The organism is Bradyrhizobium sp. CCBAU 45384, from assembly GCF_028128665.1.
GTDB classification, from domain to species: domain Bacteria; phylum Pseudomonadota; class Alphaproteobacteria; order Rhizobiales; family Xanthobacteraceae; genus Bradyrhizobium; species Bradyrhizobium manausense.
This window is the reverse complement of sequence record NZ_LBIZ01000120.1, coordinates 101,173-123,431: the sequence shown is the minus strand read 5'-3', so window position 1 is coordinate 123,431 and position 22,259 is coordinate 101,173. Positions and strand designations below refer to the sequence as shown.

At 64.4% G+C, this 22,259-nt stretch carries 18 protein-coding genes and 1 pseudogene; 11 read left to right on the top strand and 8 right to left on the bottom strand.

All coding sequences use genetic code 11. The annotated features are described in order from the left end of the window. Positions 1–14 precede the first annotated feature (14 nt). The gene (locus XH80_RS40290) at positions 15–1,220 is read right to left on the bottom strand and encodes an ABC transporter substrate-binding protein (protein WP_271603415.1); all 1,206 of its coding nucleotides are present in this window, start codon (positions 1,218–1,220) and stop codon (positions 15–17) included. Between the two features lie 282 nt (positions 1,221–1,502). Here XH80_RS40290 and XH80_RS40285 point away from each other — a divergent pair, with 282 nt between their 5' ends. Together XH80_RS40285 and XH80_RS40280 are read left to right on the top strand one after the other, a co-directional pair. Continuing rightward, complete coding sequence (locus XH80_RS40285) at positions 1,503–2,354, top strand: thermonuclease family protein (RefSeq protein ID WP_271603947.1); 852 nt, start codon at positions 1,503–1,505, stop codon at positions 2,352–2,354. An 85-nt stretch (positions 2,355–2,439) separates the two neighbouring features. Further along, complete coding sequence (locus XH80_RS40280) at positions 2,440–3,876, top strand: M48 family metalloprotease (protein ID WP_271603414.1); 1,437 nt, start codon at positions 2,440–2,442, stop codon at positions 3,874–3,876. A 120-nt stretch (positions 3,877–3,996) separates the two neighbouring features. Here the strand turns inward: XH80_RS40280 and XH80_RS40275 are convergent, their stop codons facing one another. Continuing rightward, positions 3,997–4,389, bottom strand: coding sequence for a c-type cytochrome (locus XH80_RS40275; protein ID WP_271603413.1), 393 nt, complete (start codon positions 4,387–4,389; stop codon positions 3,997–3,999). A gap of 57 nt (positions 4,390–4,446) precedes the next feature. Beyond that, entirely contained in the window at positions 4,447–5,784 is a 1,338-nt protein-coding gene (locus XH80_RS40270; protein ID WP_057747471.1) for an MFS transporter, read from the bottom strand. A 182-nt stretch (positions 5,785–5,966) separates the two neighbouring features. Between XH80_RS40270 and cyoA the strand changes: the two genes are divergently transcribed. From cyoA to XH80_RS40230, 8 genes are all read left to right on the top strand, one after another. Further along, the gene (cyoA, locus tag XH80_RS40265; protein WP_271603412.1) at positions 5,967–7,124 is read left to right on the top strand and encodes a ubiquinol oxidase subunit II; all 1,158 of its coding nucleotides are present in this window, start codon (positions 5,967–5,969) and stop codon (positions 7,122–7,124) included. A gap of 25 nt (positions 7,125–7,149) precedes the next feature. Then, positions 7,150–9,147 carry a cytochrome o ubiquinol oxidase subunit I gene (gene cyoB, locus XH80_RS40260; RefSeq protein WP_271603411.1) on the top strand — a complete coding sequence of 666 codons (1,998 nt, stop codon included), beginning with the start codon at positions 7,150–7,152 and terminating at the stop codon, positions 9,145–9,147. After that, the gene (cyoC, locus tag XH80_RS40255) at positions 9,148–9,777 is read left to right on the top strand and encodes a cytochrome o ubiquinol oxidase subunit III (protein WP_057747468.1); all 630 of its coding nucleotides are present in this window, start codon (positions 9,148–9,150) and stop codon (positions 9,775–9,777) included. Further along, the gene (cyoD, locus tag XH80_RS40250; RefSeq protein WP_271603410.1) at positions 9,774–10,154 is read left to right on the top strand and encodes a cytochrome o ubiquinol oxidase subunit IV; all 381 of its coding nucleotides are present in this window, start codon (positions 9,774–9,776) and stop codon (positions 10,152–10,154) included. Before cyoC ends, cyoD begins: the two co-directional genes overlap by 4 nt. Positions 10,155–10,162: 8 nt before the next feature. After that, positions 10,163–10,993 (top strand): SURF1 family protein, encoded by an 831-nt coding sequence (locus XH80_RS40245; RefSeq protein WP_442869207.1) that lies wholly within the window; start codon positions 10,163–10,165, stop codon positions 10,991–10,993. Beyond that, positions 10,965–12,350 (top strand): ATP-binding protein, encoded by a 1,386-nt coding sequence (locus XH80_RS40240; RefSeq protein WP_271603408.1) that lies wholly within the window; start codon positions 10,965–10,967, stop codon positions 12,348–12,350. The genes XH80_RS40245 and XH80_RS40240 overlap by 29 nt, the downstream gene beginning before the upstream one ends. Next, positions 12,340–12,873, top strand: coding sequence for a response regulator transcription factor (locus XH80_RS40235; protein ID WP_220001298.1), 534 nt, complete (start codon positions 12,340–12,342; stop codon positions 12,871–12,873). Before XH80_RS40240 ends, XH80_RS40235 begins: the two co-directional genes overlap by 11 nt. Before the next feature lie 136 nt (positions 12,874–13,009). Next, positions 13,010–14,395 carry an adenylate/guanylate cyclase domain-containing protein gene (locus tag XH80_RS40230; RefSeq protein ID WP_271603946.1) on the top strand — a complete coding sequence of 462 codons (1,386 nt, stop codon included), beginning with the start codon at positions 13,010–13,012 and terminating at the stop codon, positions 14,393–14,395. A gap of 100 nt (positions 14,396–14,495) precedes the next feature. Here the strand turns inward: XH80_RS40230 and XH80_RS40225 are convergent, their stop codons facing one another. The 5 genes and pseudogenes from XH80_RS40225 to XH80_RS40205 all read right to left on the bottom strand — a co-directional run bounded on the left by XH80_RS40225 (position 14,496) and on the right by XH80_RS40205 (position 21,379). After that, positions 14,496–15,314: a CarD family transcriptional regulator gene (locus XH80_RS40225; RefSeq protein ID WP_220001296.1), complete on the bottom strand. Its 819-nt coding sequence runs from the start codon at positions 15,312–15,314 to the stop codon at positions 14,496–14,498. Between the two features lie 347 nt (positions 15,315–15,661). Next, on the bottom strand, positions 15,662–16,000 hold the full coding sequence (gene fdxA / locus XH80_RS40220; protein ID WP_220001295.1) for a ferredoxin FdxA: 339 nt from the start codon (positions 15,998–16,000) through the stop codon (positions 15,662–15,664). A gap of 132 nt (positions 16,001–16,132) precedes the next feature. Beyond that, positions 16,133–16,402, bottom strand: a pseudogene (locus XH80_RS40215) (RNA-binding S4 domain-containing protein); the annotation flags it as partial. Positions 16,403–16,415: 13 nt separating this feature from the next. Continuing rightward, the gene (locus XH80_RS40210) at positions 16,416–19,799 is read right to left on the bottom strand and encodes a helicase-related protein (protein WP_271603407.1); all 3,384 of its coding nucleotides are present in this window, start codon (positions 19,797–19,799) and stop codon (positions 16,416–16,418) included. A 770-nt stretch (positions 19,800–20,569) separates the two neighbouring features. After that, positions 20,570–21,379, bottom strand: a complete 810-nt coding sequence (locus XH80_RS40205; RefSeq protein ID WP_333932782.1) for a DUF3108 domain-containing protein — start codon at positions 21,377–21,379, stop codon at positions 20,570–20,572. Positions 21,380–21,936: 557 nt separating this feature from the next. Between XH80_RS40205 and rpmB the strand changes: the two genes are divergently transcribed. Further along, positions 21,937–22,242: a 50S ribosomal protein L28 gene (rpmB, locus tag XH80_RS40200; protein WP_271603406.1), complete on the top strand. Its 306-nt coding sequence runs from the start codon at positions 21,937–21,939 to the stop codon at positions 22,240–22,242. The last annotated feature ends 17 nt before the right edge of the window (positions 22,243–22,259 follow it).

The following is a 22,259-nucleotide window of genomic DNA, read 5'->3' as shown; positions in this document are numbered from 1 at the left end:
ACGACGTCACGCCGTCACTTCTTCACAAGCGGGCAGCGCGACTGCTCCAGCGACTGGAACGCCTCGTTGCCCGGCACGGTGGCGAGCAGCTTGTAATCGTCCCAGCGGCCCTTCGATTCCGACGGCTTCTTGACCTCGAACAGGTACATGTCGTGCACCATGCGGCCGTCCTCGCGGATCTTGCCGTTGTGAGCGAAGAAATCGTTGATCGGCGCGTCCTTCATCACCTTCATCACCGCCGCCGCATCGGTTGTGCCGGCCGCCTTCACGGCCTTCAGATAGTGCGTGACGGAGGAATAGACGCCGGCTTGTGCCGAGGTCGGCGGCCGCTTGACGCGTTCCTGAAAGCGCTTCGAGAAAGCGCGCGTCTCGTCGTTCATGTCCCAATAGAAGGCTTCGGCCAGCAGCAGTCCCTGCGCGGTCTCAAGCCCGATCGAGTCGATGTCCGTGACGAAGGCCAGCAGCGGCGAGACCTTCTGGCCGCCTTTCATGATGCCGAACTCGGCCGACTGCTTGATGGCATTGACGGTGTCGCCGCCGGCATTGGCGAGCCCGATCACCTTGGCTTTCGAGGCCTGCGCCTGAAGCAGGAACGAGGAGAAATCCGACGTATTGAGCGGATGGCGCACGCTGCCGAGCACCTTGCCGCCGGTCTTGGTGACGACGGCGCCGGTGTCCTTCTCCAGATCCTGGCCGAAAGCGTAATCGGCGGTGAGGAAGAACCAGGTGTCGAGGCCCGACTTCACGGCGGCAAGACCGGTCACGTTAGCCTGGCCGTAGGTGTCGAACACATAGTGGATCGTGGTGGGGCCGCAGGCCTCGTTGCTGAGACGGATCGAGCCCGGGCCGTTGAAGATGATGATCTTGCCCCGCGCCTTTGCGATCTCGCCGGCGGCAAGCGCGGTGGCGGAGGCCGCGACGTCGTAGATCATCTCGACGCCCTGATTGTCGAGCATGTCGCGCGCGATGTTGGCAGCGAGGTCAGCCTTGTTCTGATGGTCGGCCGCCAGCACCTCGATCTTGCGTCCCAGCACCTCGCCGCCGAAATCTTCCACCGCCATCTTGGCCGCGGTCTCGCTGCCCGGACCGGTGATGTCGGCATAAAGGCTCGACATGTCGAGGATACCGCCGATCTTGAGAGGAGGCTTGTCCTGGGCCTGCACGGCGCTCGCGCTGAGGGCCAACGCGGCGGCAAAAATGCCCGACAAAATAGGCTTCATTGAAAACAACCTCCCTTGATCGCCTTGCTCTGAATGGCGGCTTGATTATTGCTATTGTCGCAATCATGCCGCATGCGCGAGAGCGCAGCAAGCAGAAGCGCGTCTCGAGCGCACGATTGCCGCTCATGTTTTCCGCAAAGCGGAATGGTGAGGCATGGATCGATATCTCCACGTCATTGCGAGCGCAGCGACTTGTCCGCCGAAGCCTTGGCGAAGGCGGAAGCAATCCAGAAATCTCACCGCGGAAAGACTCTGGATTGCTTCGTCGCTTGGCTCGTCGCAATGACGGAGTGTGAGGAAATGTCTTCACGACTCACTAAACTTGGGGTAAATCTATATCACAATGCAACCTCTGCGGGTCTCGTGACTGAACGGCTTCACCTCATCGTCGCATTCCTTCTCTCCGCAGGTCTCCCCGCGGTCGCAGCCCCGTGCCAATTCGAAGCACAAGGCGAAGGCCGTGTCGCCGCAATCACCGACGCGCGCAGCGTGCGTTTCGATGACGGCCGTGAGGTTCGCCTCACCGGCATCGAGGCGACAGCAACGACCAGACAGGCGCTGACCTCGCTGCTCGTCGGCCGCGACGTCATCCTGCGCGGCACCGACGACACGCCCGACCGCTACGGCCGCCAAGGTGCGCTGCTGTTTATCGGCGAGAGCGATATCCCAGTTCAGTCGATGCTCCTCGCCCAGGGCGACGCCCTGGTCTCGGCCGAGATCACCGACAAGGACTGTTCAGCCGCCCTGATGTCGTCCGAGGCGGAGGCGCGGCGCCAAAAAAAGGGCAGTTGGGCTGACCCGTCGGCCATAAAAAACGCGGAAAGTCCGGACGATATTTTGGCCGGGATCGGGCGCTTTATGGTGGTCGAGGGCAAAGTCCTGTCGGTCCGGCAAGCTGGGGCAATGACCTACCTCAACTTCGGACGAAACTGGACACACGGCTTTGCTGTGACTATTTCAAAGCGCAACCTGCCGGCGTTCGAAAACGCAGGAATATCCCTTAAGTCCCTGGAAAACAGGCGTATTCGTGTCCGGGGCTGGGTTGAGGGGACGACGGGGCCGCGTATCGACGTGCGTCTGTTGGGACAGGTTGAATTGCTGGGCGCAAACGAGCCTACTGGGGTAAGGCCTTAAGGCCGGGCACGGGTTAAGCGACGTGAATGGGGTGCTAGAACAGCGCAAAATTGGCGAAGGACGCCGCCTGCGGGCTGCGCCGGCCATGCTTTGCCTGCTGCTGGGCACAGGTCTGGCCGGTTGCGGCGATATGGGTCGGTTCCAGACTGTTGCGACCCCGGCAACCGTGGCGATGCCCAAGCCCAAGCCGGCCGTCGCCCAGACCCCCGCCACCGAAAAGGAACACGAGCGGATCCTGGCGAGCTATGGCGGCACATACGACGACCCCAAGCTCGAATCACTGGTCAGCAAGACTGTCGACCGCCTCGTTGCCGCCTCCGACCGCCCGGATCAGGGCTACAAGGTCACCATCCTCAATTCCGGCGCAGTGAACGCCTTCGCCCTGCCGAACGGCCAGCTCTACGTCACCCGCGGGCTGATTGCGCTGGCCAGCGATACCTCGGAATTGTCCTCCGTGCTCAGCCACGAGATGGCGCATGTGCTGTCCAAGCACGCCGCGATGCGCGAGGACCAGGCCCGTCAGGCCGCGATCGTGACCCGTGTCGTCACCGATATGAGCAGCGACCCTGATCTGACCGCGCTCGCGCTCGCCAAGACCAAGCTCACCATGGCGAGCTTTTCGCGCAACCAGGAATTCGAGGCTGACGGCATCGGCGTCGGCATCTCCGCCAAGGCGCATTTCGACCCTTACGGTGCCGCCCGCTTTCTCTCGGCGATGGAGCGCAATGCCGAGCTGAAGGCCGGCAAGAGCTCGCTCGATCCGCGCGCGCAGGATTTCACATCGTCGCATCCGGCAACGCCCGAGCGGGTGCAGAATGCGCAGACGATCGCGCGGCAATATGCGGCGCCCGAAGGCGCCGAGCGCGACCGCGAGAGCTATCTCGCCGCGATCGACAACCTCGTCTATGGCGAGGATCCGAGCGAAGGCTTCGTCCGCGGCCGCAGATTCCTGCATCCGAAGCTCGGCTTCACCTTCCAGGCGCCCGATAACTTTACACTCGACAACACCGCACAGGCGGTGATCGGCGTGCGCGAGGGCGGCTCGCAGGCGATGCGCTTCGATGTCGTGCGGGTGCCGGCCGAACAATCGCTCGGCGATTACCTCAATTCCGGCTGGATGGAGGGCGTCGAGAAGGCCTCGACCGAAGACCTGACCATCAACGGCTTCCCGGCCGCGTCCGCCGCCGCCAAGGGCGACCAGTGGCAATTCAAGGTCTATGCGCTGCGCTTCGGCAGCGACGTCTACCGCTTCATCTTCGCCACGCGGCAGAAGTCGACCGAGAGCGAGCGCAATGCGCGCGAGACCGTCAATTCCTTCCGCCGCCTGACGCTCGAAGAGATCCAGGCCGCGCGTCCGCTACGCATCAAGGTCATCACCGTGCAGCCCGGCGACACCGTGGAATCGCTCTCGCACCGCATGGCCGGCGTCGATCATCCCGCCGAACGCTTTCGTGTGCTGAACGGGCTCGACCGCACCGCGCAGGTGAAGGTGCGTGACCGCGTGAAGATCGTGACGGATTGAGGCTGGCGCGGCTGCCGTAGGGTGGGCAAAGGCGCGCAGCGCCGTGCCCACCATTCATCAATTGTAGCAACAGATCGTGGGCACGCTTCGCTTTGCCCACCCTACGAGACCTGCACTGCCTTACCGCGCCTTCTCCTTCAAATACGCGATGATATCGGCGCGATCCTGCGCATCCGGCACGTCGAAGAACATCTTGGTTTCGGGCACCATGGCCTGCGGCCCGGTCAGCCATTTGTCGAGATTGTCCTCGGTCCAGACGATCCCGGAGTTCTTCAGGTCGGGCGAGTAATCGTAGCCCGCGACGCTGCCCGCCTTGCGCCCGACCACGCCCTTGTGCATCGGACCGACGCCGTTCTCGTCGATCGAGTGGCAGTCTGCACAGCCCTTGTAGAGCGTCTGCCCCCGCGCGACATTGCCGGTCGCGCCGGCGGGGCCGCTAGCGCAAAGAAGCGTAATCGCGAAAGCCAGGCTTGCAGTGCTTCGCCGACCGGCGGAATTCGACCAGACGTTCATGGCATCTCCTGTTAGCGGTCCCGCCAACAGGATCGTCCGCCTCGAACTTTATTCCCGTCAGTTCGACGATTGACCCGCGTCCATGTCACCGGCTTCGCGCTGGCCACTGAGCCAGAGCGCAAGCAGGGTCCAGAACGCGCCGGACAGCAGGTACGCACCCGAGGCGATGACGCCGAGATTGGTGGCGAGCAACAGCGCGACCAGCGGGGCGAAGCCGGCGCCGAACAACCAGGCCATGTCGGAGGTCAGGGCGGAGGCCGTGTAGCGATACATCTGCTTGAAGTTCGAGGCGATCGCGCCCGAGGACTGGCCGAAGGAGAGGCCGAGCAGGATGAAGCCGATCACCATGTAGATGGTCTCGCCGAACGCGCCGGCATCGAGCAGCTGCGGGGCAAAGCCGCTGTAGATCGCGATTGCGATTGCCGACCCCATCAACAGCGATTTGCGGCCGACGCGGTCGGCGATGATGCCGGAGGCCACGATCGCAGCGACGCCGAACACGGCCGCCACGATCTCGATGATCAAGAAGCGCACCGGGCTTTCGCGGGTGAACAGGAACACCCAGGACAGCGGGAACACCGTGACCATGTGGAACAGCGCGAAGCTCGCCAGCGGCGCGAACGCGCCAAGCATGATGGTCTGGCCTTCGCGTGCAACCGTCTCTGAGATCCGCGCCGGCTGGAGTTCGCGAGTCTCGAACAGTGTGGCGTATTCTTCTGTCGTCACCATGCGCAGGCGGGCGAACAGCGCAACCACGTTGATGGCGAAGGCGACGAAGAACGGATAGCGCCAGCCCCAGTCAAAGAAATCATCGGCCGAGAGGAGACCGGCGAAATAGGCAAACAGCGCACTCGCCACGATCAGCCCGAGCGGGGCGCCGAGCTGCGGCACCATTGCGTACCAGCCGCGCTGGGACGCCGGCGCATTCAGCGCCAGCAGCGAGGCCATGCCGTCCCAGGCGCCGCCCCAGGCCAGACCCTGCGCAAGACGCGCCAGCGCCAGCAGCCAGATCGCGGCTACGCCGATCTCGGAATAGCCGGGCAGGAACGCCAGCGCCACCGTGGCGGTGCCGAGCAGGAACAGCGCCGAGACCAGCTTGGCGGTCTTGCCGTACTCGCGGTCAACAGTCATGAAAATGACGGTGCCGATCGGCCGGGCCATGAAGGCCAGCGCGAAGATCATGAAGGAATAGAGGGTGCCGGTCAGCTCGCTCGTGAACGGAAACACCAGGCGCGGAAACACGATCACCGAGGCGATCGCGTAGACGAAGAAGTCGAAGAATTCCGAGGTGCGGCCGATGATGACGCCGATGGCGATCTCGCCGGGACTGGCCTGGTCGTGGCCGTGCTCGCCCGAGTGGATATCCGCCAGTGCGGGGGTCTGTGCCGTCGCCATGCGTGCGCCCTTAACGTCCTGAAAACCAAAGCCGACCGCCCGGCTTGACGCCAGGCAATCCAGACCTGTTTGACCCAACATCTCGCACTGCAACATTGGACAAATTGTCCAATGTCCGGATTGCTGCGCCGCAGCTACCCATTGGCCCCGCAAAGGAAACTCATTCTCATAAGGCTCGGCCCGTGTCCCGTCTCAAGATCCTGGCGCTGCTACCCCTGGCGGCCGCGCTCAGCGGCTGCAACTACATCGTGCTGGCGCCAGCCGGCGATATCGCTGCCCAACAGCGCGACCTCGTCATCATCTCCACCGTCCTGATGCTCCTGATCGTCGTCCCCGTGATGGCGCTGACGGTGCTGTTCGCCTGGCGCTACCGCCAGTCCAACACCTCGGCCCGCTATGAGCCGGATTGGGACCACTCGACCAAGCTCGAGCTGGTGATCTGGTCGGCGCCGCTGCTGATCATCGTTTGCCTTGGCGCGCTGACCTGGATGGGCACGCATCTGCTCGACCCCTATCGCACGCTCGGGCGCATCCATGCCGACCGTGCCATCGACCAGTCCAAGGCGCCGCTCGAGGTCGATGTCGTCGCGCTCGACTGGAAGTGGCTCTTTATCTATCCCGACTACGGCATCGCCACCGTCAACGACCTGGCAGCGCCCGTCGATCGTCCGATCAATTTCCGCATTACCGCCTCTTCGGTGATGAACTCGTTCTACATCCCCGCGCTCGCCGGCCAGATCTATGCGATGCCGGGCATGGAGACCAAGCTCCACGCCGTCGTGAATCACGCCGGCACCTATAAGGGCTTCTCGGCGAACTACAGCGGTGCCGGCTTCTCCGGCATGCACTTCAACTTCCAGGGCCTCGACGACAGGGGTTTTGACGCCTGGGTCGCGCAGGCCAAGTCCGCCGGTGGCTCGCTTGGCCGCACTGAATATCTCCAGCTCGAAAAGCCCAGCGAGAACGAGCCGGTGCGCCGCTGGGGCTCGGTCGATTCCGATCTCTATCGCCTGATCCTCAACATGTGCGTCGAGACCGGCAAGATGTGCCAGAGCGAGATGATGGCGATCGACGCCAAGGGCGGTAACGGCCATGAGGGCCTGAACAACACCCTTCCGCTCTACGACAAATACGCCCGCCGCGGCACCGTGCTCGGGCCGGAGCCTGTCTTCGTCGCCGGCACCTGCACGCCGGATGCGCCGCAAGGCCGGACGACGGCGGCGATCAAGGCGCCGCTCGACACCGCGCCGCTCGTCGGTGCCGGCCTGAAGCGGCCGACTTTGGCGCCGCTGAAGTCCTCGTCCTTCTTCCTCGGACAGCGTCCCAAGTCCGATTCCTGAAGTCCGATTCCTAAAGAGATCCAGCATGTCTCCTGATCTTCTCAAGTTCATCTTCGGCCGTCTCGGCATCGATTCGCTGCCGCTGCACGAGCCGATCCTCGTCGGCACTTTCATCATGGTCGCGCTCGGCGGCATCACGCTGCTTGCAGGCCTCACCTATTTCCGCCTCTGGGGCTATCTGTGGCGCGAGTGGTTCACCACCGTCGACCACAAGCGCATCGGCATCATGTACATGATCCTCGGCATCGTCATGCTGCTGCGCGGTTTCGCCGACGCGCTGATGATGCGCGCGCAGCAGGCGATGGCGTTCAACGGTTCGGAAGGCTTCCTGCCCGCCCATCACTACGACCAGGTCTTCACCGCCCACGGCGTGATCATGATCTTCTTCGTGGCGATGCCGCTGGTGACAGGCCTGATGAACTACGTCGTGCCGCTGCAGATCGGCGCCCGCGACGTGTCGTTCCCGTTCCTGAACAATTTCAGCTTCTGGATGACGGTCGGCGGCGCGGTGCTGGTGATGGCCTCGCTGTTCATCGGCGAATTCGCCCGCACCGGCTGGCTGGCTTATCCGCCGCTGTCGAACATCGGCTACAGTCCTGATGTCGGCGTCGACTATTACATCTGGGCGCTCCAGGTCGCCGGCGTCGGAACGACGCTATCGGGCATCAATCTGATCTGCACCATCGTCAAGCTGCGCTGCCCCGGCATGACCATGATGAAGATGCCGGTGTTCACCTGGACCTCACTCTGCACCAACATCCTGATCGTCGCCTCCTTCCCCGTCCTGACCGTCGTGCTCGCGCTGCTCTCGCTCGATCGCTATGTCGGCACCAACTTCTTCACGAACGATTTCGGCGGCAGCCCGATGATGTACGTGAACCTGATCTGGATCTGGGGCCACCCTGAAGTCTACATCCTGGTTCTCCCCGCCTTCGGCATCTTCTCGGAAGTCACCTCGACCTTCTCCGGCAAGCGCCTGTTCGGCTACACCTCGATGGTCTACGCCACTGTCGTCATCACCATCCTGTCGTATCTGGTCTGGCTGCACCATTTCTTCACGATGGGCTCCGGCGCCAGCGTCAACTCGTTCTTCGGCATCACCACGATGATCATCTCGATCCCGACGGGCGCGAAGATGTTCAACTGGCTGTTCACGATGTATCGCGGCCGCATCCGCTACGAGCTGCCGATGCTGTGGACCATCGCCTTCATGCTCACCTTCGTGATCGGCGGCATGACCGGCGTGCTGCTCGCGGTGCCGCCGGCCGACTTCGTCCTGCACAACAGCCTGTTCCTGATCGCGCACTTCCACAATGTGATCATCGGCGGGGTGGTGTTCGGCGCGTTCGCCGGCATCAACTACTGGTTCCCGAAGGCGTTCGGCTTCAAGCTCGATCCGTTCTGGGGCAAGTGCTCGTTCTGGTTCTGGGTCACCGGCTTCTACATGGCCTTCATGCCGCTCTATGTGCTCGGCCTGATGGGCGTGACCCGCCGCCTGCGCGTGTTCGACGATGCCTCGCTTCAGGTCTGGTTCGTCATCGCCGCGATCGGCGCCGGTCTCGTCTTCCTCGGCATTCTCTCGATGCTGATGCAGTTCGCCGTCTCGTTCCTCAAGCGCGAGCAGCTCAAGGACGTCACCGGCGATCCCTGGGATGCGCGCACGCTGGAATGGGCAACGTCCTCGCCGCCGCCGGACTACAACTTCGCCTTCACGCCCGTCGTCCACGACAACGACGCCTGGTGGGACATGAAGAAGCGCGGTTACCAGCGTCCGCTGATGGGATTCAAATCGATCCATATGCCCAGCAGCACCGGCACCGGCATCATCCTCGCCGGCTTCGCCACCGCGATGGGTTTTGGCCTGATCTGGTACATGTGGTGGCTGGCCGCCTTGAGCTTCATCGCGATGCTCGCCGTCGGGATCGGTCACACCTTCAACTATCACCGCGACTTCGACATTCCGGCTGACGACGTCATCCGGACCGAGGACGCGCGCACCAAACTGCTCGCCGGAGCCAAGTAAATGACCGTCGCTGTCAATCCCACCCAAACCGGCGAGCCGGTCTTCTATCTCGCCGACGAACATCCGCATCCGGAAGGCTACAGCACCTCGCTCGGTTTCTGGATCTATCTGATGAGCGACTGCCTCATCTTCGCGATGCTGTTTGCCGCCTTCGGCGTGCTCGGCGCCAACTACGCCGCCGGCCCCGCACCGAAGGACCTGTTCGACCTCAACCTGGTCGCGGTGAACACCTCGATGCTGCTGCTGTCGTCGATCACCTATGGTTTTGCCATGCTGACGATGCAGCAGAACAAGATCGCGCAGACACAGATGTGGCTCCTGATCACCGGCCTGTTCGGCGCCGCCTTCATCGGCATCGAGCTCACCGAGTTCGCCCACATGATCCATGAGGGCGCAACGCCGCAGCGCAGCGCCTTCCTGTCGGCCTTCTTCACCCTGGTCGGCACCCACGGCCTGCACGTCTCCTGCGGCCTGATCTGGCTGGTGACGCTGATGGTGCAGGTCTGGCGCTTCGGCCTGATCGAGGCCAACCGCCGCCGCCTGATGTGCCTGTCGATGTTCTGGCACTTCCTCGACGTGGTCTGGATCGGCGTCTTCACCTTCGTCTATCTCCTGGGAGTTCTTCGATGAGCACCGATACCCACGCCGCGCACGCGGACGGCCATCACCACGACGACGGCCACGCCCACAGCACGTTCTCGGGCTACATGCTCGGCTTCGTGCTGTCGGTGGCGCTGACCGCGATCCCGTTCTGGCTGGTGATGAGCGGCACGCTGCCGAGCAAGCAGATCACCGCACTGGTCATCATGGCCTTCGCGGTCGTGCAGATCGTCGTGCACATGATCTACTTCCTGCATATGAGCCCCAAGTCCGAGAACGGCTGGAGCATGATGGCGCTGATCTTCACCATCGTCATGGTGGTGATCGCGCTGTCGGGTTCGCTGTGGGTGATGAACCACCTCAACAGCAACATGATGCCGACCCACGAGATGACGGGAATGAAGTGAGCGATCCCGTGAGACCAGAGGATCACGAAACGCGCAGCCCCGAACGGGCTGCGCGTCCGTCCCTGTGGCTCACGGTTCTCTCGCTCATCGCGTTTGTCGTTCTGATGGCCCTCGGCGTCTGGCAGGTCGAGCGCCGCACTTGGAAGTTGGCGCTGATCGACCGGGTCGAGCAGCGCGTTCATGCCCCGGCGCGGCCGATCCCCTCGCGGGCGTCGTGGCCGGCGATCACCGCCGCCAGCGACGAATACCGGCATGTCAGCGTCGCCGGCCGCTTCCTGCACGACCGCGAGACGCTGGTTCAGGCCGTCACCGAGGAAGGCCCCGGCTATTGGGTGCTGACGCCGCTTGAGCGCGATGACGGCACGACTGTCCTGATCAACCGCGGCTTCGCGCCGTCGGAGCGGCGTGCCCCATCGGCGCGCCAAGATGGCAATCCGGACGGCCAGGTCGAGGTCACGGGCCTTTTGCGCATCACCGAGCCGAAAGGCGGATTCCTCAGGGACAACGTGCCCCAGCACAACCGCTGGTATTCGCGGGATGTCGCCGCGATTGCGGCGGCCCGCGATCTCCACAACGTGGCGCCCTTTTTCATCGATGCCGATGCCGGATCACGATCCGGTCCCGGTCCAATCGGCGGATTGACCGTGGTCCGCTTTCCCAATAACCACCTGATCTACGCGCTGACGTGGTTTGCCCTGGCTTTCATGCTGGCCGGTAGACTTTTCGTCACATTTCGCGGCGGGCTGTTCCGCCGCCAACGCTTCGAACCGGCCGGCGGCCTAGACGCCTCCGCCCGCAGGACGGGATCAGATGCTGGAACGATCGTCGAACCGACCTGACGATGGACGACATTTTGGCGAGCTGGCCGTCACGCTGCAATCGCAGGCGGACGCGCGCAGCGAGCTGATCGGCGCTGCCCCGACCGACGACGAGACCAATCGCAAGAACATGGCGCTGCTGATCCAGCTGCGCTGGACCGCGGTGGTCGGCCAGATCGTCACCATCGGCGGCGTGCACTTCTGGCTCGGCATTCCCCTGCCCCTCACCCGCATGGGCGCGGTGATCGGCGCGCTGGTGCTGCTCAACGTCTCCAGCCTGGTCTGGGTGCGCCATCGCGCCGCGATCACCAACAATGAGCTCCTGGTCGCGCTGATGCTCGACGTCGCCGCCCTGACCGCGCAGCTCTATCTCAGCGGAGGCGCCACCAATCCCTTCACCTCGTTGTTCCTGCTCCAGGTGACGCTGGGAGCGGTGCTGCTCGATTCCCGTTCGACCTGGTCGCTGGTGGCGCTGACCTGCGCGAGCTTCGTCTGGCTGACGCTGGCCTATCGGCCGCTCGACCTGCCGCCAAATCCCCTCAGCGAGACCTACACGCTCACCGTCACAGGCATGCTGCTCGGCTTCGTTCTCAACGCCGTGCTGCTGGTCGTGTTCGTCACCCGCATCAACAGGAATTTGCGTCAGCGCGACGCGCATCTGGCGGCCCTGCGGCAGCACGCCGCCGAGCAGGACCACATCGTCCGCATGGGCCTGCTTGCCTCCGGCGCCGCGCATGAGCTCGGCACGCCGCTCGCCTCGCTCTCCGTCATCCTCAGCGACTGGCGCCGCATGCCCGATCTTGTCGCCGATCAGGAGCTTGCCGAGGACCTCACGGAGATGGAGACCTCGCTGCAACGCTGCAAAAGCATCGTAACAGGCATTCTGGTGTCGGCCGGCGAGGCGCGCGGCGAAGGATCCTCGCCGACGACGGTGACGGACTTCGTCACCGCGCTGGTCGAGGAATGGCGCGACGCCCGCTCGGCGCGGACGCTCTATTTCACCAACACCTTTGGCGAGGATGTCGCGATCGTCTCGGACATCGCGCTGAAGCAGGTGATCTTCAACGTGCTCGACAACGCCTACGAGGTCTCGCGCGAATGGGTGGAGTTGCTCGCCGAGCGCGAGGGCGACAATCTGGTGCTGTCGATCAGCGACCGCGGCCCGGGCTTTGCGCCGGAAATGCTGGCGCAGCTCGGAAAGCCCTATCAGTCGAGCAAGGGCCGCGCCGGCGGCGGGCTCGGCCTGTTCCTGGTGGTGAACGTGGTGCGCAAGTTGGGGGGGAGCGTGACCGCGGAGAACCACAGGAAGCGCGGCGCCACCGTCCGGCTCACCTTGCCGCTCGCCACGCTCGCGATCGGAGGCCGCTTTGACGCCTGACCGCTCGCTCATCGTCGTCGAGGACGACGAAGGCTTTGCGCGCACGCTGAAGCGCTCGTTCGAGCGCCGCGGCTATGAGGTCGTGCTCGCCGCGTCGATCGAGGATGTCCGAAAGGTTCTGGAGGATCGATCGTTCGGCTACGCCGTGGTCGACCTCAAGCTCGGGGGCGCCTCGGGGCTCGCCTGTGTCGAGCTGCTGCATGCCCATGACGAGGAGATGCTGATCGTGGTGCTGACGGGCTTTGCCAGCATCTCGACCGCCGTCGAGGCCATCAAGTTAGGGGCCTGCCACTACCTCGCAAAGCCTTCCAACACCGATGACATCGAAGCCGCCTTCACCAAGGCCGAAGGCAACGCCGAAGTCGCGCTGGACGTGCGGCCGACCTCGATCAAGACGCTGGAATGGGAGCGCATCCACCAGACGCTGATCGAGACCGATTTCAACATTTCGGAGGCGGCAAGGCGGCTGGGCATGCACCGCCGCACGCTGGCGCGGAAGCTCGAGAAGCGACCGGTGAAATGAGCGGTTCGCCGCGTGGAGAGGAAAACACCCAGCCGAGCTGATGACCTCGCGGCCATGCATCACTAGACTACCGGATGCGTCGGCTGACGGCCGGCGCAGTGCTGCAACGGCCAAGCGAGGAGACCGCCTTGTGACAATGCTCGTCGAACGCCTCGGCGGGTCCGCCGCGCAGTCGCGCGCGCGCAGCCAGCGTGATACCGAAACCGTCCAGTTTGCACAGGCCGCGCTCGAAGCCGGCAAGAAGGAGGGCCTGCAACTGGCCGTGCGGGCGCGCTATGTCGCGCTGGCCGTCATCGCCTGCCTGTTGCTGGCCATCAACCCGGCATGGGAGCAGCTCTACTACGTGGCGTTGCTAGGCCTGTTCGCTTTGATCGGCTGGGCCCAAGTCAGGGTCGGACGGGTCGGCGTTTCGCGACCGGAATTGGCGCTTTTGTTCTGCGACCTGGCGCTGCTCACATTCGTCATCGTCGTCCCGAACCCGTTCGGCACGACACACTGGCCGGCGGCGATGCAATACCATTTCGGCAACTTCATCTACTTCTTCGTACTGCTCGCCGCCGGCACGCTGGCCTATTCCTGGCGAACCGTGATTGCGGTCGGCACATGGACCGCGGCGCTGTGGGCGATCGGCCTTGCCTGGGTGTGGTGGCAACCCGATCCTAGTCCCGCGCTGACCGCCCGCATTGCAGAGGCGGTGGGCAGCGATCACAGGCTGCTCGCGTTGATTTCGCCCAGCGCGATCGGATTCGGCCTCCGCATCCAGGAAATCGTCGTCTTCCTGATCGTGGCCGTTACGCTGGCGCTCGCGGTTCGCCGCAGCAATGATCTCTTGATCAGACACGCCGCGGTGGAGCGGGAACGCGGCAACCTTGCGCGCTACTTCTCACCCAACGTCGTCACGGAATTATCGAAGCACGACGAGCCGTTGAAGCAGGTGCGCACCCAGGACGTCGCGGTGCTGTTCGTGGACATCGTCGGCTTCACGGCCTTTGCCGATGTGCGCGCTCCGGACGAAGTGGTGCGGACGCTGCGCGAATTCCACGGATTGATGGAGCAGGAGGTCTTCCGCCACGAGGGCACGCTGGACAAATATCTGGGCGATGGATTGATGGCGACATTCGGCACGCCCTTCGCAGGTCCGTGCGATGCCAGCAACGCGTTGCGCTGTGCCCAGGCCATGATCGCGGCGGCAGACGGCTGGAACGCGCGACGAACGGCGGCCGGCGAGCCAGCGATGCGCGTCGGCTTTGGCCTGCATTACGGACCGGTGGTTCTCGGCGACATCGGGCACACCTGTCTGGAATTTGCCGTGATCGGCGCGACCGTCAATGCGGCAAGCCGACTGGAGGGGCTGACGCGCACGCTCGACTGCGCGCTGGTGGCAAGCAACGATCTCGTCAGCCGCGCCAAGCTGGAGCTCGGCAGCACAGCCGGAGCATTTGCATCGTTGATCGCCTGCGATCCCCAACCGATCCGCGGGCTCGAGCGGCCGATCGCGATCTGGACCCAGCCGCGCGCGTGACCATGCCGAAGCTTCGGCCGCCGTTGGATCACGCGCCCCAACAAAAAGCCCGGCCGAGCGGCCGGGCTTTTGAACTGTTGCGATCGACGCGACGAGATGCTTACGCGGCCTCGTCGGCGACGGTGGTGTCGTCGCCATCGGTATCGTCGGTATCGCCCTCGGCATCCGTCTCACCTTCGCCGTCGGCGGCTTCTGCCTTGGCATTGGCGCGGCGCGGGCTCTTGGCAAGCTGGGCCTCGATCTCCTTGACCGCTTCGGTCTCGGTCGAGTGCTGCACCACCGCGATCTCGCGGGACAGACGATCGAGCGCCGCTTCGTAGAGCTGACGTTCGGAGTACGACTGCTCGGGCTGCGACTCCGAGCGATAGAGGTCGCGCACGACTTCCGCGATCGCGACGATGTCGCCCGAATTGATCTTTGCTTCGTATTCCTGGGCGCGGCGCGACCACATGGTGCGCTTGACGCGGGCGCGACCCTTGAGGGTCTCGAGCGCCTTCTTCACCAACGCCGGCTCGGACAATTTGCGCATGCCGACATTGGCAACTTTCGCGGTCGGAACGCGCAGCGTCATCTTGTCCTTGATGAAGTTGATGACGAACAGCTCGAGCTTCGCACCGGCGATCTCCTGCTCCTCGATGGCCAGAATCTGGCCGACGCCGTGAGCGGGATAGACGACGAATTCATTGGCCTTGAAGCCCTGACGCTGGGTCACGACCTTCTTTTCCTCGACCTTCGGCGCGGGTGCAGCGGCCTTCACGGCCGGCTTGGCAGCAGCAACGGGGGCCTTGGCGGGGGCGGCAGCAACGGGAGCCTTCGGAGCAACGGGCTTGGCAGCGGGAGCCTTGGCCGCGGGAGCCTTGGCAGCAGCAGGCTTGGCAACGGTCGCTTTCGCGGCCGGTTTGGCAGTCTTGTTAGGCATTGCGCTTCTTTTGTTCTTCGAGGACTTTGCAGCCGGCGCCTTCGTCGCGGTCCGACCCTTGGATGCGCTACGGCTGGCCGCGGCGACTTTTTTGGCCTCCTTATGGGAAGCCCTCGCTGAAGTACTCTTTTTACGCGTTTTCTGTGACACAGCCTGCGCGCGGAAACTGCCACGCCCCTGTTTCGACATTTGGTTTCACGGGAACCCAGAGGGGCCAAGCGGGGCTGACGGGGTTCGGCTTAATGTGCCCAATATAGCACATTTCCCGCAAAAATCAATGATTTAGGGGTCTTGAGGGCTGGTTTTCGGCGCTGACGACGCTATTAGGGTTAAGTTTGCGCCGGAATTTAGTCTCCGGAGCCGGGATTCTTAGAAAAATATTTCTCGAACTTGCCCTCCTGCCCGTCGAACTCCTCGGCGTCGGCAGGTGATTCTTTCTTCTGGGTGATGTTCGGCCAGCTCTTGGCGTATTCGGAGTTTACCTCAAGCCACTTTTCCAGGCCCGGCTCGGTGTCCGGCTTGATGGCGTCCGCCGGACATTCCGGCTCGCACACGCCGCAATCGATGCATTCGTCAGGATGGATGACCAGCATGTTCTCGCCCTCGTAGAAACAGTCGACGGGGCAGACCTCGACGCAGTCGGTGTACTTGCACTTGATGCAGTTTTCAGTGACGACGTAAGTCATCCAACGCTCCGAAAAGCTCTTTTAAAAGTCGCGGCTTGCGTAGCGCGGATGGCCCCGCGCTGCAAGGTCGGGAAGCCCCGATCATGACGGCTTTGTGTGGTTGATCGACCAAGAAATGAATACCACGCGCAACTAATTGCGCTTTATGTCGCCGAGCTCCTCGTAGAGCAGGCGCGCCGAGGCGGCATCGCCGCGGCGCTCGATGAAAGCAGTCACTTTGAGCACGCGCACGGTGCGATCGAGCCCGACGGTGATGACGTCGCCGATCTTGACCGCATGGCCCGGCGATTTCTCGCGCGTGCCGTTGATGCGGACGTGGCCGGTTACGACAAGTTCAGCCGCCGAGGTCCGCGCCTTCACCACCCGCGCGTGCCACAGCCATTTGTCGAGGCGCTGCCGCTCGGTGGTCGTGGGACTACTCCTTGCGCCCCGAGAGCTGCTCTTTCAGCGCGGCGAGCTTGGCGAAAGGCGAGTTCGGATCGGCGGGACGATCGCGCTCACGCGGGTTCGCGCTCGAGGCGTAGGGACGCAGCGACGGACCTGACTCGCGGTCGCGGCGATCCCTGCCCTTGTCGCGGTCGCGGCCACCACGATTGTCGCGGCCCTTGTCACGATCGCCGCCGAACTTCTTGTTGTCGCGGTTGCGATCGCGATCCTTGTCGCGGTCCTTGCCCTGAAAGCTGCGATTGCGATCGTCGCGGCGCTCACCAGCCTCGCCGCCTTCACGCGGCTTGCGGAAATCCCTGCCGCCGTCGCGACGATGGCCACCGCCGTGACGATGCCCCGGCTTCGCGCCTTCGGCGGCTTCGCCCGGCGCCGCCGTGGCGCCTTCAGCGCCGGCCTCGGCGCTCGCCTGTTGCGGGCGCTGATTGTGGTGACGCTGATGGCGATGACGCTCGTGACGCGGCTTGCGATCCTCGTGACGGCCACCGGGACGCCAGACTTCGACGAGCTCGGGCTCAGCGGGCGCAGCCGCAGCTTCAGTCGGCGCCGCCTCGACCGGCGCAGCGGCATCGGGAGAGGCGGCGGCTTCGACTGCGGCGGTTTCCGCGGGAGCGTCTTCGGCAGCAGCCTCTGCCGGTGCAGCAGCCTCTTCCACCGGTGGGGCAATGCCGGGGGCATCTTCGGGCGTGACGGGCGAATCAGATGAGGCTTCGAGCGCCGGCTCTTCATGAGCGGGCTCGTCGTGCTGCTCCATGCCGGGCGCGTCTTCGACGGTGACGGCTTCGATCGCGGCATCCGCGGGTGCGACCGCCTGTTCGGTCGCAGGCGCTTCTGCAGATGCCTCAGCAGCCGGCGTTTCCGCAGCCACGGTCGCGATCGGCTTCGGCGGCAGCGGTGCACGCTTCTCCATGCGATAGCCGAGCGCACGCAGCACCGAGGCAAAGTCCTCGCCGGCGGAGCCGGTAAGTGAGGTCATCGCCTGGGTCACAACGAAGCTGCGGCCGTCGAACGCGCCGGCGGGCTTTTCGCCGGGCGAGTTCTCGCGCCAGGCCAGTGCGGGCCGGATCAGATCCGCAAGGCGCTCCAGGATGTCGACCCGCACGGCACGCTCGCCGGCCTGCTTGTAGCCGAGCACGCGATAGGCATCGCGCGGCAAGCTCTTGTCGACCGGGAACGAAGTGCGGCCGGATGAAGCCAGATGCTGCGCGCCCGACAGCGCCGACAGATCGACATTGTCCTGCTTCAGCGCCCACAACAGCGCGGCCAGCGCACGCGCGGCGGGCTTCAGGATGCCGGGGAAATAGATGTGATAGGCGCCGAAGCGGACGCCGTATTTACGCAGCGTCGCGCGCGAGGGCTGGTCGAGATCCTTCAGCTCGTTGGCGATCTTCGGACGCTCGAGCACACCGAGCGCCTCGACCAGCTGATAGGCGATGCCGCGGGCGATACCCGTGACGTCCTCGGCCTTGGACAGCTCGAACATCGGCCCGAGCAGCTTTTCGATATGCGTCTTGAGCCAGAGGTCGAGCCGCGCCTGCACTTTTTCGCGGGGAGCGCCCGTGAGCCGCTCATCCGAGATGATGCGGATGCGCGGATGCAGCGCCTCCTCTGCGGCCGTCAGCCGCGCCACGGCATCGCCGGTCCAGCGGATGGTGCCGTCGGAGGTCAGCACGAACTGATCGTCCGGCGCGTTGCCGAGTTTTTCGGCGCGCGTATTGATCTCGCCGGCGAGCACCGCTTGCGCGGCAGCCTGCAAGGCTTTCGCATCGGAGCCAGCTTCCGCCGCATCCGGTGCAAAGGTGAAGCCATCGAGGCGGCCGATGACATGGCCTTCGACGATAACTTCGCCGGTCTTGCCGATTTCCGTATTCAAGCTCGTGTTCTCCCGCAGGCGGCGCATCAATACACTGGTCCGGCGATCAACGAAACGCTCAGTCAAGCGTTCATGGAGCGCATCCGATAATTTATTTTCGACCTCGCGGGCGATCCCCTGCCAGCGATCGGGGTCTTTCAGCCAGTCCGGGCGGTTGGCGACGAAGGTCCAGGTGCGGATCTGCGCGATTCGAGCCGATAGCGTGTCGATGTCGCCGTCGACGCGATCGGCCTGGTCGACCTGGGCCGCGAACCAGGAATCGGGGATGCAGCCCTTCCGCATCAGGAAGCCGTAGAGCGTCGTCACCAGCTCGGCATGGGCCGCCGGCGACAGTTTCCGGTAGTCCGGGACCTGGCAGGCCTCCCAGAGCCGCTCCACGGCGGCCTTGCCATGCGCGATATCGCGCACCTCGACGTCGCGGGCGGCGTGGTCGAGCACGCGCATGTCTTCGGCGATCGGCGCCCGCGTCAGCGTCTCGTGGCCGGGGGCGAGGTTGAGCGAGACCTGGAGCGCGCCGAGGGAGGAGAAATCCAGCTTCGAGTTGCGCCATTGCAGCATCTTCACGGGATCGAAAATGTGGTTCTGGAGCGCATTCACGAGCTCGGGCTCGAACGGGCCGCAGCGGCCCGTGGTGCCGAAGGTGCCGTTGCGCGTGGCGCGCCCCGCGCGGCCGGCGATTTGCGCGAACTCGGCCGGCGTCAGCCTTCTGAACTGAAAGCCGTCGAACTTGCGGTCGGAGGCGAAGGCGACGTGGTCGACGTCGAGATTGAGGCCCATGCCGACAGCATCGGTGGCGACGAGATAATCGACATCGCCGTTCTGGAACATCGCCACCTGCGCGTTGCGGGTGCGCGGTGAGAGCGAGCCGAGCACCACGGCGGCGCCGCCGTGCTGGCGGCGGATCAGCTCGGCGATGGCGTAGACCTCGTCGGCGGAGAAGGCGACGATGGCGGTGCGGCGCGGCTGGCGCGTGATCTTGCGGTCGCCGGCGAATTCCAGCTGCGACAGCCTGGGACGGGTGATCATGGACACGCCGGGCAGGAGCCGCTCGATGATCGGGCGCATCGTGGCGGCGCCCAGCAGCAGCGTCTCGTCGCGGCCGCGGCGGTTGAGGATGCGGTCGGTGAAGACGTGGCCGCGCTCGAGATCGGAGGCGATCTGGATCTCGTCGACGGCGAGGAAGGAGACATCCAGATCGCGCGGCATCGCCTCGACGGTCGAGACCCAGTAGCGCGGGCTCCTGGGCTTGATCTTCTCCTCGCCCGTCACCAGCGCGACGGCCTCGGGGCCGACGCGGGCGACGATCTTGTTATAGACCTCGCGCGCCAGCAGGCGCAGCGGCAGGCCGATCAGCCCTGAGGAATGCGCCAGCATCCGTTCGATGGCGAGATGGGTCTTGCCGGTGTTGGTCGGCCCGAGCACCGCAGTGACGCCAGCGCCGGGCACGCGCTCGGAAGCGAAGGGGGAGGGAGGAAAGGCCATGTCTGCCGGAATAGGTAATGGCTGATGGGGCGAAAGTCAGGGCTTGATGAGGCGAAGGGGTGCCGAGCGCGCGATCCGTCATCCTGAGGTGCTCGCCTTGCGGCGCAAGCGCGCCGCTGGGCGAGCCTCGAAGGATGAACGGCCGGGGTGCATCCCTGATGGCACCAGCCGGGCCCGTCGTCCTTCGAGGGCCGCTGTAGAAGCGGCCACCTCAGGATGACGGGGTTTGAAAACCTCGCGCAACTGTCTCACTTTGCGACGCTTTTTCCTCATCCCTTAAGCTTCGGAACGACTCTAGAACGAATCGCGGCCGAATCGCTGACTCCCCTGTGAGTCCCGTTCCGTTCACGCAAGGTGTCGTGGGACTCGTTTTGCGTGTGCACTAGATGGAGTTTTGGGGTGCCGCACAAGCGACGATGTGGGGGCTGAAACCCTTAAGTTGGGGATGGCGTCGAGTCGAATCAGAATCGGGGCGGAGTCAAATGGATTCGCGACGAATGGCCCTCCGAGGCATGATACGAAAACAACCCCATGCACAGTAGGTAAGTCATTGATATGGCTAAGGCGGGTGTCAGCCGCCGCATCCGTCATCCTGAGGTGCGAGCGGCGCGGCGCACAGCGCCGTGCCGGGAGCCTCGAAGGATGGAGGGCCCCGATGGGGCGGCTGGGTTGCGCGCGCGGGAACAGTCGGGCTGTCGCCCTTCGAGGGCCGCTGAAGAAGCGGCCACCTCAGGGTGACGGTCTAGGAGTGGTGTCAGAAGCCAAAATCCCTACTGCGTCTTCGCCACCCTTGGCGGCTGGGCTGTGGTGATGAAGCTGGTGGCTTCCAGCATGGCGGGGCCGAGCGGGGTCGGGACCTTCAGCCAGAACGGAACCAGGATCCGCGTGCCCGCGACCGGGGCGAGCGCGATCTCGATGTTGCGCTGGGCGGCGAGATATTTGATCACGGGGCGGTCGGGGATGTAGCCGGCGACGGGCACGAAATAGAGCGCGCAGACCACGACCGGGCCGTGATAGCCCTTCTCCGCCTTCACCGTCTCCATCCGCTTGAAATCGAGCTTGAGCTCGTAGCGCATGCGGCCATCGAAAACAGGCGCGCTGCCATGGCAGGCCTCGGGCGACAGCGGATCGCCGGTGCCGGGCACGCGCACCAGCGAGGCTGTCATCGGATCGAACACGCCGCGCCGATGCGCCTCGGTAACGACGATACGGTCAGGATCGACCGGCGGCTCCGGAATGATGCCAAAGTCCTTCACATTGCCCTTGTCGAGGGTGATGTGGATCTCTTCGGTCTTCTTCGAGGTGGTGGTGGAGGCCTGGTAGGCGGAGGCGACCAGCGCGCCGTTGACGACGCGGCCTTGGCTAGCGCCGGTGCCGGACCCGCCGGCGAAGGATTTCAGAATGCCTGTGGTGCCGCCGCTAGCCGCCGCGGAAAACACGTCGTCCTGGATATCGATGTTCCAGGCGCCGCGGCCGACTGGGATGCCTGACAGCGTTGCCTCATATTGCGCCTCGAGCTTGCCCTGCGCCGCCGCCGGCTGCGTTCCCCACACCCAAACCAGCCCGCCAACAGCCGCCAGCGCCAGCCTGATGACAACGGCCAGCCTGCCGGCCGCGCGCAGCCGGGGCGGGATGAGGGGGGACGTGTGCACGAGACGATCCAATCGGAAAACGAGTGGTTGTTACTTAAGCCTGTTCCGGCGGCAAGCAATGTGTCCCAACGGCCAAGCTTTAAGGAACCGACCTGACTATTCAGCGGCGATTACGCCCTTTATGTGATGGTAAGGGGTTTTAAACATTGCCGTTTTGGTGATTGGGCGGGAGTCGCGCCGGGCCCGGACACCTCCCCCGTGCTGGCTCCGCTGTCATGCCCCGGCTCGACCGGGGCATCCAGTACGCCGCGGCCGATCTGGCAAGAGCGAGCCCTCAAACGCCGGCCTCTGGGATACTGGATCGCCCGGTCAAGCCGGGCGATGACACCTGTTGCGCGGCATGAATCCCCGCCCCAAATCCTTGACTATCCGCCCCAGTCCCCCTATACGTCCGCCCGCTCCCTGCAAGGACGAAAGAATTTGCCCCCGTGGCGCCCCGAATGGCGGCCGCAAGCATTGGGGGTTTCGAACGAAGGAATTATGCCATGTCTCGCCGCTGCGAACTGACGGCCAAGGGCCCCCTCGTCGGCCACAAGGTCAGCCACTCCAACATCAAGACCAAGCGCCGCTTCCTGCCGAACCTGGTCAACGTCACCTTCATCTCGGAAGCGCTGGGCCGCAACGTGCGCCTGCGCGTCTCCACCAACGCGGTGAAGAGCGTCGACCACAATGGTGGCCTCGATGCCTTCCTGCTCAAGGCCAAAACCGACGCCCTCTCGCCGCGCGCCGTCGAGCTGAAGCGCGCCATCGAGAAGAAGGTCGGCGACGCGCCGGCCAAGAAGGCCAGCTGAGAATTTTTCGGAATAGG